The sequence below is a fragment of the Microcystis sp. M061S2 genome (genome assembly GCF_020245605.1).
In the GTDB taxonomy this organism is placed as follows: Bacteria; Cyanobacteriota; Cyanobacteriia; order Cyanobacteriales; family Microcystaceae; genus Microcystis.
On sequence record NZ_JADBUP010000090.1, the window covers coordinates 1 to 12,098 of the forward strand.

General features: G+C 49.7%; 5 protein-coding genes and 2 pseudogenes. All 7 read right to left on the reverse strand.

All coding sequences use genetic code 11. The features are described 5' to 3' along the window. Window positions 1–182 precede the first annotated feature (182 nt). Window positions 183–446 carry a Txe/YoeB family addiction module toxin gene (locus tag IM475_RS15825; protein ID WP_253852127.1) on the reverse strand — a complete coding sequence of 88 codons (264 nt, stop codon included), beginning with the start codon at window positions 444–446 and terminating at the stop codon, window positions 183–185. Between the two features lie 10 nt (window positions 447–456). Beyond that, the gene (locus tag IM475_RS15830) at window positions 457–789 is read right to left on the reverse strand and encodes a type II toxin-antitoxin system Phd/YefM family antitoxin (RefSeq protein WP_002763237.1); all 333 of its coding nucleotides are present in this window, start codon (window positions 787–789) and stop codon (window positions 457–459) included. Between the two features lie 68 nt (window positions 790–857). Next, a complete protein-coding gene (gene gltB / locus IM475_RS15835; RefSeq protein WP_287728197.1) occupies window positions 858–5,462 on the reverse strand; it encodes a glutamate synthase large subunit in 4,605 nt (1,534 codons plus the stop codon). Window positions 5,463–5,762: 300 nt separating this feature from the next. Beyond that, the gene (locus IM475_RS15840) at window positions 5,763–6,650 is read right to left on the reverse strand and encodes a succinate--CoA ligase subunit alpha (RefSeq protein ID WP_287728198.1); all 888 of its coding nucleotides are present in this window, start codon (window positions 6,648–6,650) and stop codon (window positions 5,763–5,765) included. Between the two features lie 278 nt (window positions 6,651–6,928). Beyond that, window positions 6,929–7,225: pseudogene (locus IM475_RS15845) on the reverse strand (transposase); the annotation flags it as partial. A 355-nt stretch (window positions 7,226–7,580) separates the two neighbouring features. Further along, on the reverse strand, window positions 7,581–11,450 hold the full coding sequence (locus IM475_RS15850; RefSeq protein ID WP_287728199.1) for a peroxidase family protein: 3,870 nt from the start codon (window positions 11,448–11,450) through the stop codon (window positions 7,581–7,583). Between the two features lie 520 nt (window positions 11,451–11,970). Continuing rightward, window positions 11,971–12,098 (reverse strand): annotated as a pseudogene (locus tag IM475_RS15855) (ATP-grasp domain-containing protein); the annotation flags it as partial.

A 12,098-nucleotide genomic window follows, 5' to 3' on the forward strand; every position in this document is an offset into this window, starting at 1 on the left:
AAGCGATCGTTCAAGCCTTTAGTCAGATTACATTGCGAGACATCCATCACTGGTTTACCCATTGTTGCTATTGCGATACCCCTTTTAAAGAGCCTACCTAGTCATCCATGCTGTACCTCATTCAACTGAAACCCGCTATATGTCCCCATATAATCAATTTGGAGATACTAGATTAGGTATAATTATTCGTAATGATAGCGAGCTTGCAGAAATAAAATTCGATTATTCTCGACTTGATAAACTAAACGATGCTCTAAATTAATTCTTCTTGACCATAAATTAGAGCCAAGATGTTTAAGAGGTTCAGGTTTACCAATACCGGAAAAAGGTTCTGCAAGTATTGCTTCAATTAAGTCCCAAAGACGTTCCCAGATTTGGGGGTTATTGCGGGCCCACCACCGTAAATCTTCGCGAAATTGTGGGGCAAATTCAGGACAAACTCGCACAATTTCGGTTTCAGACTTCTGCGGCTTTTTCTTGCTCAATCTCGGTCTCCAATTCTTGACGTAATTCTTCTAGAGAAGTGGTGGCAGCTGTCTGAGATAATCTTTCTTGTGACCAATTTAAGGACTGAAAAAGTCGTTGAGCGTTAGCTGGAGAGCGCAAAAGATAAACTTCTTCTAATAAAGCGGATAATTCGTCAGCAGCAATCAAGGCCACATCATGATGACCCTGACGTTGGACAATAACGATCGAGTTTCCCAGTTCTACTTGTTCTAAAACCTGAAGAAAATGTTCCTGTGCTTGGGTATAGCTAGTATAGGTGGTGGGGATGGGCAGCATGGCCATTAATCAACTCCGCAGTCAAAAAATTAATCAATGGGTGCGTTAACCAAGAGTAACGCACCCCGAGGAAATTACACCGAAGTTAAGGTTTTCTCCGCGCTAATTTGCGCTTCGGGACTATCCGCTTCCGAGGGAGGGACCACTTGCCAGAATTGACCGAGATAGCTATCCCAATTAGCTAAAATTAACTTACCTTTGGGGCTATTAGTGCGTTCTACATGGGCCTCAATTAAAGATTTTAACTGTTCCGCACCGGCAGCCGTGCCAACCCGTTGAATCTTGACAATTTCGGGGTTGAGTTTCTCCGGTAGGGACGGATCAAGGATATAAGCTAATCCTCCCGTCATCCCGGCGCCGACGTTGCGACCGACGGAACCAAGCACGACAATTACCCCCCCGGTCATGTATTCACAGAGGTGATCCCCGGCCCCTTCGATAACTGCTTTTGCAGTGGAATTGCGGACAGCAAAGCGTTCACCAGCGCGACCATTAGCGTATAATACCCCACCGGTGGCCCCGTAGAGACAGGTATTACCGATAATAGCGTTATCTTCGGGCTGATAATTGGCGTTTTGGGGCGGTACGATGACAATTTCGCCGCCGTAGATGCCTTTACCCACATAATCGTTAGCTTCTCCCTCTAAATGGAGATTGACACCGGGTAAATTAAATGCTCCGAAACTTTGACCAGCTGCGCCCTGGAAATTGAGCTTAATTTCGCCTTCAAAGCCATCATTACCGTATTTTTGGGCAATTACCCCCGCAATTCTCGCCCCGACGGAGCGATCGGTATTGACAATCCTGTAGGTTTTGCTGACGGTTCCCTGTTGCTCGATCGCCTGTTTAATCTCGCTATCGGCTAGAATTTCCTCATCGAGGACAGCACCGTTACTATGTACTTCCTCGTGCTGCAACCAAGAGCGATCGCTGCGGCCATCGGGTAAATTCAACAAACAATCGAGATTGAGGGATTCTGTCTTAGTTAAACGAGCATCGGAGCGCACTTTTAACAGATCTGCCCGGCCAATCACCTCATTTAAACTGTGATAGCCTAATTTCGCCAATAATTGCCGCGTTTCCTCAGCCACCAAAGTGAAGAAATTGACCACATGAGCGGGAATTCCTGGAAAACGAGCGCGGAGACGTTCCTGCTGGGTAGCGACTCCCACAGGGCAATTATTCGTGTGACAGACGCGGGCCATGATACACCCCTCAGCAATCATGGAAATGGAACCAAAACCGAATTCCTCCGCACCCATCACGGCAGCCATGAGGATATCCCAACCGGTTTTTAGTCCTCCATCTGCGCGCAAAATCACCCGATGACGCAGTTGATTTTCCATTAACATCCGATGCACTTCCGTCACTCCCAATTCCCAGGGACTACCCGCGTGTTTGATCGAACTTAGGGGTGATGCACCTGTACCACCATCGTGGCCGGAAATCTGGATAATATCAGCGTTAGCTTTGGCAACTCCGGCCGCAATTGTGCCGATACCGATCTCGGCCACTAATTTGACGGAAACTTTGGCCCGGGGGTTAATTTGGTGTAAATCGTAGATTAATTGTGCTAAATCTTCGATCGAGTAGATATCGTGGTGAGGAGGGGGAGAAATCAAAGTTACTCCCGGTTTCGATCGCCGTAACATGGCAATATAGGGACTAACTTTTTTCCCGGGTAATTGACCTCCTTCTCCCGGTTTTGCTCCCTGGGCCATTTTAATCTCTAGCTGTTTTCCACTCATTAAGTATTCGGGAGTGACTCCAAAACGGCCCGAAGCTATCTGTTTAATGGCAGAATTAGCTGTATCACCGTTTTTTAAGCCGTTTAGGTGGGGCATGGTCACGGAATGTCCTTCGGCATCCACATCGCTTAAGCTGGTGTAACGGATCGGATCTTCTCCCCCTTCTCCGGAATTGGACTTACCTCCGATGCGATTCATGGCGATCGCTAGGGTTTCGTGTGCTTCCCGGCCCAAGGCACCGAGGGACATTCCCCCTGTGCAGAAGCGTTGCAGGATACTTTCGATCGATTCTACTTCTTCGATGGCAATTGAGGCTCGATCGCTGTTAAATTCTAATAGATCGCGTAAAGCGGTGACAGGTCTTTCCTGCAAGATTTGACGATAGGTTTCGTAATGGTCATATCCTTCACCTTGGGAGTGAGCGGCCACGGCTTTATGGAGTGCTTTCGCCATTTCCGGGGAATTCATGTGGTATTCTCCCCCCGGACGGTAGTTGACAAAACCGTAGTTTTCTAGTTTTTTGGCGGTAAGATTGGGGAAAGCTTTACTGTGGAATGCGATCGCTTCTTGGGCCACTTCAGCAATGCTTAAACCCCCGACGCGACTGGTAGTACCGTTAAAAGCTAGTTTAACTAAATCTGCCGATAATCCGATCGCCTCGAAAATTTGCGCCCCATGGTAGGAAGATAGGAGAGAAATACCCATTTTCGAGAGGATTTTCAGTAATCCTGCTTCTACGGATTTGCGGTAATTAATTAGGGCTTTTTCGAGGCTAATAGCTTCTAATTTGCCGTTTTCCATCAATTTCTGGGTTTTTGGCTCGATCCACCACTGGGCGATCGTTTCTAGGGCCAGATAGGGACAAACTGCGGAAGCGCCATAACCAATTAGACAAGCGAAGTGATGGGTACTCCAACACTGGGCCGTGTCGATAACGATCGAAGCTTTTAAACGCAAGTGTGAGCGAATCAGGTGATGATGGACGGCACCAACAGCTAATAAAGGGGGAATATAGCTAGTTTTTTCGTCAATAGGAGCAGTTCTGTCACTAAGAATTAAAATTTCCGCTCCCGATGCTACTTTCTTGGCGGCCTCAGCGCACAAATGAGCGATCGCTGTTTCTAATCCCCGGGGGCCGGTGGTCAGATCATAAAGGGTAGAAAGTTCGGCTGTTCTGTAGCTAGAGGTTTTAACTTTGGCTAATTCCGCATTATTGAGCAGGGGAGAGTCTAATTTCAGTAAATGTGCGTCATCAACCCCTAATTTAAGTATATTGCCCCGTCGTCCCAGATACATAGTCAAGGACATGACTAAACTTTCGCGTAAAGGATCGATGGGGGGGTTAGTAACTTGGGCAAAACGTTGTTTAAAGTAATCGTAGAGAAGATGGGGTTTACTGGAGAGGACCGCTAGGGGAGTATCATCACCCATACAGAAAGTCGGTTCTTTTCCCTGTTCTGCCATGGGAACGATAATCATATCCACATCTTCGGCAGTATAACCAAAAGCGGTTTGCAGGGGAAGGAGATGACTAGGAGCGGGAATGTCTATCGCTGTTTCTTTGTCAATCAAGGTGCGTTGGGATTTCACCCATTCACCGTAGGGATTAGCTCGGGCAATTTCCTGTTTAATCTGCCAATTACGCTTAATTTCGCCTTTTTCTAGGTCCACTGCGAGCATTTGACCGGGGCCGAGACGACCTTTTTCGATAATGGTGGTTTCATCGAGGGGAATAGTTCCCGCTTCCGAGGAAACGACGATATAACCATTGTTAGTAATGCTATAACGGGCCGGTCGCAAACCGTTGCGATCCAAACAGGCGCCGACGATTCCCCCGTCACTGAATACCAGTAAAGCCGGACCGTCCCAGGGTTCCTGTAAACCGCTATAGTATTCGTAGAAGTCGATAATTTCGGGATAATTCTGTAAATCCGGCTGATTATTGTAGGCCTCCGGCACTAGGATCATAGCCGCTTCTAGGGGACTGCGACCGGTTCTCACCAATAATTCTAGGGCGCTATCGAGGTTATAGGAGTCGCTGTTAGCGGGGTTAACAATGGGGGTCAGGGATTGTAATTCTTCGTGGGTCCAACCTTGGGTTTCTAAAGCGGGTTCCCGGGCCGACATCCAGTTAATATTGCCCAAAAGGGTGTTAATTTCGCCGTTATGACCCAATAAGCGCATCGGTTGAGCGAGGGGCCATTTCGGTTGGGTATTGGTGCTAAAACGACGGTGATAAATGGCAAATTGACTGCTATAGGCGGTATTTTGCAGGTCTAGATAGAATTCTCGCAGGATTTCGCCCCGTACCATCCCTTTATAGACAATGGTGCGACAGGAAAAGGAACAGAAATAGAAATCATCGGCCAGTTGCTTACCGACTTCAGAACGGGCAATATAGAGTAGGCGATCGAATTGAGAACCGGCTAAATCGGGGGAAGTCACCAGAATTTGCTCGACGTAGGGTTGATTTTCCCTTGCTTGTCTTCCGAGGACTTGGGGATGGACGGGAACAGCACGCCAACCTAAAATCTTAATATTATATTTATTGACAATTTCCTCGATATGTGCTTTAGCGTCGGTGCGTTCTTGGGCCGCTTGGGGAAGAAAGACCATACCCACCCCTAGACGCTCAGATTCTGGCATATTTAAGCCATTTTCGGCGAACCAAGGAGCGAGGACATCTCTGGGGATAGCGGTCATCATACCGGAACCGTCCCCGGAATCCTGATCGGCGCTGCAGCCTCCCCGGTGTTCCAAACAACCTAAGGCTAAAAGTGCCTGTTCAATCAGTTGATGGCTACCAGAACCGCGCACATCGGCAATAAAACCGACTCCGCAAGCGTCCCGTTCCTCTACGAGCCATCGGGGACCCCAATAGGGATCGATTTGGTGTATATTGTCGGTTTTTAGGTTATTTTGTTGCGCCATAGAAGTTATCCTTAGGGTCGTTGTCTAGAAGGGTGGGATAGTTGGTCTGCTGAAAGGGTCAATCTAGAATAGAATTTTTTTTGATCTTGCCGTTTCGATTGTCGCTGATTTTTCCTAATTTTTGCCTGTTGCCATCTTTATCTTGGCCGGTCTGAGGAATCACAGGTGATCTACCATGATATAGTAGCTCTCAGGAATTGTCATCGAAAATCCCCTGGATGGGGTGAAACATCCTGTTAGGTGCTTATTTTCGCAGAATATTGTCAGATTATAAATATTATTGGAGCAATGGGGTCAAATTCAGGACAAGACTTTAGCTAAAGAGCTGGGTAAATCGGCCAATTTTTCCACCACTGTCACCCCAGCTTCTTGAAAATGACGTAAGCTATCTTTTCTGGTATTCTTAGCGGCAACAGAGTAGGAAAGTTGGTTAGAAATAATTGTTTCTGTATCGCCGAAATTGGTTTCAATCGCTGTATTTAACCCGACAAGATAGGCAATCACTGGTTTTTCGATCGCCGAGGCAATATATTTGGCTGCCTCGATTTCGGCCTTTCCTCCCACCTGACTGACGAGGAGAATCGCCTCGGTATTTTCATCTTCCTCAAAAACCTGCAACCATTGGGACAAATTGGAGCCAATAATGCCGTCAGTACCCAAATTTACCGCCATAGATTCACCATAACCGGCTGCTGTTAAAGTTTTCGCCACTTCATCCCCTATGCGATCGCCACGGGTGATCAGACCGATTGTCCCCGATTGATAAAAACTGGGTTCACAAATACCCAACCAAAGATAATTGGGAATAATCACACCCTGGCTGCCGGGGCCGAGAATTAATGTCCCGGTGGTACTAGCTATCTTTAATAATTCCACCAGATCCAAGGGGGGAACTCCGGGGGTGACGATAATTAATTGGGGAATTGCTGCTGCGATCGCTTCTAAGGCCGCATCTAGGACTTGATTGGGGGGGACTAAAATTAAACTGGTCTTGATTTCTCCGGCTTCAGCAACGGCCTCGGCCACTAGATCAAACACTGGTATCTCTGCGATTATCTCACCACCGTGGCCACTAGCCACCCCGGCTACTAAACAGGTTCCCTGAGCTTTCAATCGTGCCGCATAATATTTGCCTAGGGGTCGATCGATCCCTTGCATAATTATCTGATCTTTATCTGTCCATTTCATATATTAAGTGTTGGGAGTTGTTTCAGTAAACAGTAAACAGTAATCAGTAAACAGTAAACAGTAATCAGTGAGACACTGTTGATGGGAGTTTTTTTCAGTGGTCAGTAAACAGTAAACAGTAATCAGGTTCTGAAGGCAAGAGTCACTCATGCAAGAGGCAAAAGAAATGTCTCACGTCTGACTCACTGTCTCACTTTCTTCTCCTCCCTCTTCTGCGGTTCGACAAACTCACCGTCCACTCTGGCACCAGATTCTTTGCCATCGAGAATTTCTCGTCCTTTTTTCACCATTTCTTGGTTAATTTTGTTAAGGAGATTTAAGTTAATTCCTTTCCGAAAATATACCATCATTTTGGCATCAAAAGGGACTTCTATTTGATAGTTTTTTAGCCCAATAAAATAGTGGAGGTAAGGGTTTTCCCTAACTTCTTCGATGGTTTCTCTATCACTTATTCCTAATCTTTATTGAATAATTAATGATGCCAATGCCACCCTAAATGGTAAGGCGGGCGCCCCCTTATTTTCAGGGAAGCTTTTTGCGTATTCTTCTTCAAATTTTTCCCAGGGAATTATAGTCATTTCAATTAAGATTGAGAATATCAATGCCAGAGTTCATAAGGGGCTCTTTTGGATTTGGTGGGTAAAATGTATTCTGAGATACAGTCCTGCTGGCGAGGGAGTGGAGGGAACCACTCCAGACACAGAGGACACAAAGATCGATCCTATGTAAGTTAAACTTATCACACAGAACCTGGAAGAGTTCATAAGGGTTTAACTGGTCTAGAGTGTATCAGACTTATCTGAAATGACTATAAGTTGGTCATAATAACTACGGCGGATTCAGGATTGGTCTGGTACATTCTCCACTAAGGAATTAGCTGTGCCAGACGAATAAAGCAACCGCCGTAATTTATTACGCTTCCAAGGCCGCTCAGATCAGCAAGAAATTGCTGCTGACCAGGTTGGGGAAGACCGCGTTGGCCGACGCCACATCCGAGGGAAAAGCTGGATTGAAGCGGTTCAGGTTGGCGATCTGCGTGGGCGTGACAACGCCAGTGCCGTCGGGATCAAAGAACAGATCACCGTTGGAGAGGTTATAGATGAAGCGCTGGCTTGCCGTGTTGGCCACCGTCGCCCCGGCCTCCGCCCGCAGCTGGGCTGCGGTAAGGGTGGAGCCGCTCAGGCCTGCGTAGACGTTCTTGTCGAAGACCAGTTGGTCCAGACTGGAGTTGAAGTCCCGCAGTTGATCCACCCCATTGAGACCCGGGGCCTCGTTGAAGGTGAAGCGATCGTTTCCTCCCCCCCCTGTGATAGTGTCGTTCCCTTGGCCGCCGATGAGGGTGTCGTTACCAGCCTGTCCCTTCACCTGGTCGTTGCCCAGCGCACCGGAGACCAGGTCGTTGCCATTGCCGCCGTTGAGATCATCGACGCCATCCTCACCGAAGAGGCTGTCGTTGCCCTCTCCGCCATACATATCGTCGTTGCCAGTGCCGCCATAAATCTGATCGTTGCCGGCATCCCCACGCAACATGTCAAAGCCGTTTTCACCGTAGATGGTGTCATCTCCTTCACCGCCATCGGCAAAGTCATTGTCATCGCCGGCCCAGAAGGTGTCCGCGCCTCCATCGCCCCACATGCAGTCATCCCCAGCCAAGCCCTTGAATTGATCGGAGCCGTTGGTGCCGCCAAAGAGCTCACTGGCCTTGCCCTCCCCGTTGGGACTGAACACGCCGCGGGCATCAAGGTAGTTGCCACCATTGCCGACAAGCACGCCATTCACATAGCCAGCCCTGCCCACCAGCCGTTGAGTTCCAGTGACATCCACCACCGTCTGAGTGGCCTCAAGCAATAAAGCTTCAGAAGAATAGGTGTTGAAGCTTTGCAGGGATCGCTCATAATCAGCATCATTCACCGCAAAGATCTTGTGGTAGAGATGCTTAACTCCCGTGGCAGCCATCACCATGTCGGCCACCGTCTTGCCCTTGATTTCCTCCACCAGATCCGTGGCAGCCAGCTTGCTCAGGTAGTAGGTTTCATCACCCCGCTGCAGTTGCTGCATCTGGTAGGCATAGATGAAATCATGGGTCGGGCCAAGCATACCGCCGGGGGTTTTGGCCTCTGCCAATCCCCCCAGCCAGAGGGAGATCTTTTGGAAGTCCTGGTTGCCGCTGGGCGTGTTCACCGGTGCTGCGGGATTGAGGGCATCCGTGCTGCTGCCGCTGTAGAGCAGGCCCATGAAAGCGTCATCCCCCATGGCCAAATCCGCCGCAGCGGAGAGGGCGGCGGCGTAGGTGGCTGCCGCGCCTGGAGCCGAACTGGCTTGCAGTTGATTCCAATAGGAGAGATCGGCATTGCCCGAATAGCCACTGAGGATGGCATCGCGGGCGTAGGCCATGATGAACGTCTTCAACGATTCGGGATGAAGCAGATGGGCTCCAAAATCCTTCCAGCTGATATAGGGCCGCAGGTTGGCCTCCAGGGACGCCAGGTTAGCGTCAATGGCATTGTTGGCCTGCACCAACCCGGTGGTGCCCCCTGGAGAGGTGCGTACGTCACGAAGGTAGGTTTGAATCTGGCGACGGGCTTCATTGAGGGAGGTGATGCCGGTATCCAGGCCGCGGGCGATGTTGAGGGCACCCAGATCCAAGGGCAGGCCCACCAGGGCGTTTTGAAGGGTGTTGGTGATGAATTCATCGGTAGCGTTGCCCACCTGCTGGCTCATCCCTGCGGCGATCTGCCCTGCTGTGTGGCGCGTGTAGATCTGGGGGGCGAGAAAGGCCTGCAGCAGCGGGATGTCCATCTGCCCGCCGGGGTTAGCCAGGCCCGTTTGCTGGTTCACCGAGGTGAGGGCCACGGTTTCGGTGAGCTGGGAATGGCCGAAGCGAAAGGCGCTGGAGGCGAATTCCGCCAAGATGCTGGCATTGAAGCCGGCGTTGTTGTTGTTGCCCGCGTTGGCACCTGCGAATGCACCCAGGTTGGGGGTAATGCGCCGCGCGTACTCCTGCAACACATGGTGTTGGTAGAAGTTTTCATTGGCCAGCTTGGCCATTTCAAACAGCTCTTGTCCGGAAAGGGCCTGGTTATTACCATTGTTTCCGGCATTCTGGGCTAGATTGGCCTGAATCTGAGACAGGATATTGTTGTGGGTGGTGACAAAGATCTCATGCATTGCCGTGAGACCAATATTTTCATTCAGGCGCCCATCTCCGCCCACAGCGTGTTGATTCAGCCGAGAGGGATCCTTCAGATCACCGTTGGCTTTGAAGGGATCGCTACCAGCAGGCTGGGGAGAGCCTTTCCAGTCACTGGCCAGATCGATCAGAAACGCTGAACCGGCCTTGGCCAGCACCTGATTGGACGTGACATCCGCCGTATCAAAGACGTAGCTCTTCTGCCCCGTCACCTTGTTGAGCACCACAAAGGCATAGCGGCCTGCATTGGGCTGGCCCTGGGGGATGATCTCCACCAGGGGTACAGACAGCACATCGCGATCGCGCAAGGTCAGGCCAATGCGCTCGGCATTCTTTTTCAGGTCAAACCAGCGGGCGGTGGAGTTTTGCGGATCTGCGAGCAGCCGGCCCGTCAGTTCACCATTGCCCTTGTATTCCCGCATGAAAATGGCATGGCTCTCCACCGAGCCATAGACCTGGTTGAGATCAAAAAAGGCGGAGGTCTGGTTGAAGCTCTCGCCATTGCGTGGGGTGAGCTTCAGCACACTCTGGCCGCTGCCGTTAGTGGTGGTGGAGGCAACCACGCCGGTGAAGGCCGCCTTGCTGTTGATGGTGGTCACTATATCGTTGAGGGTGGCACCCGCACTGATCACGATCAGCTGCTCATTGAGTACCAAGGTCCCCCCACTGGTGCCAGTGAAGCTGGTGCCGATGGCGGCGTTCTCATTGTCCACATCCCATTGGCTGGGGCGGCTGTAGTCCGCTAGGCCTAGCTCCGCCACCAGGGCATCGCGGCTGCCCTCGCCGATCTCCACCTGCACCGTGTTGGTGCGGGAGAGAGCCATGAAGTTGGTGGGCGAGCCAGGGGTGTAAAGGCTGTCTCCGGGGAGCAGCGGGATCAGCAGGCTGCCATCCTTGCCCTTGGCGAGAAAATCCATGCCGTGGTCGTTGTATTGGCCAAACAGGGCGAAAAAGCCTGAATTCGGCAGGGGATTCCCAGTATTGGAGCCATTCACCCCATTGCCACCGGTGAGAATGGTTTCATGGCGGGTGTTGTTTTTCTGGCTCACCCGCTTGCCGGCCTGGGTGCCGGCCTGGGTCCACTCCCTGGCGTAGGGATCATCCAACAACTGCAGCGCTGTCCTGCCGCTTTGATTGGAAACCAGATTGCTGATCAGCCTGGGGCTGGCATCAAAGATGTAGGGATTGCTGGGATTGGCAGAGCCGCGAAGGCTGTAATCAATCGTATAGTTTTGGTCGTAGACGACCGCTCCCGTCTGGAAGTTGATCGTGAAACCACCCGTGGCTTGCGTGAAGCTCTGGCTGGTGAGACGGCGAAACAGTGTGCCTGTCGCCCCGGCCATGAATTTCGGATCTGTGGTGGACAAGGGGTAGGGTGCCGAGATGGGGGTGATGCCGCCACCCACCTGGTAACGCAATTGATCCGTGCCATCGACAAAGCGGATGCCACTGGTGGGTCTGGCGCCCGTCACACCGGGATTGAAGCCAGGCAGAACGGCGAGACGGGGATCGTTGTTCCATTCCTTGTAGACGCGATATTGATAACGGAGAAAAAACAGATCGTCGATTGTGAAAGTATCAATCACTGAATCGAAATTGGGATTTGGCATGATTTGGCAATGTGCAATATTTTTCCTAACCCGTGTGCAACCATATTTTTAGTCTTGATTTACAAGGTCTTCAGAAATCAGCAGAGATAAAGTCTCCTTTGTAACCCTGATTCTGTCGTTTTTAGTTGCACATCGTGTTTTTTTTACTTGAAAGACAATAATATAGTTTCAGGGCAGAAACGTTGCATCTCCCAATAAAACTTTACATTTAACCTACCTTCCCCACTTCTTAACATTCCATTGATAATTTTCCCTAATACATTGCTTAGAAACCATTACCAGCAATGATTATAGCTAGAGTGATCGATTTTTCTCAAGGTGAAGAATTGTAATTTGTTTTCTCAGAAAAATCAATTATTGAGAATGGTTCTTAATAGTAGTTTCTACAATGACAGTTTTTGGTAAAAACATCTTGAGGAATGTAAAAATATATAAAAATATATGAAGATGTGCGGAGTGTCAGATTTAAGAACATAACAAACCCAAAACGCCATTTTTTCAATTGAACTGATCACTGATTCTAGGCTAATTTAATTGCTGCCGTGACTACCTCTTCTAAAGACTCTAACCAATGAAAGTTAACATCAGCTAAACTCTGACTGAGATCGATCGCTTTGCTGTCAGCTAGGACGCGAAAAATTATTTGTG

Bases quoted from the DNA above. Each gene is read 5' to 3' on its own strand.
- IM475_RS15830 (WP_002763237.1), bottom strand. From the start codon at position 789: ATGGCCATGCTGCCCATCCCCACCACCTATACTAGCTATACCCAAGCA.
- IM475_RS15850 (WP_287728199.1), bottom strand. From the start codon at position 11,450: ATGCCAAATCCCAATTTCGATTCAGTGATTGATACTTTCACAATCGAC.
- gltB (WP_287728197.1), bottom strand. From the start codon at position 5,462: ATGGCGCAACAAAATAACCTAAAAACCGACAATATACACCAAATCGAT.
- IM475_RS15840 (WP_287728198.1), bottom strand. From the start codon at position 6,650: ATGAAATGGACAGATAAAGATCAGATAATTATGCAAGGGATCGATCGA.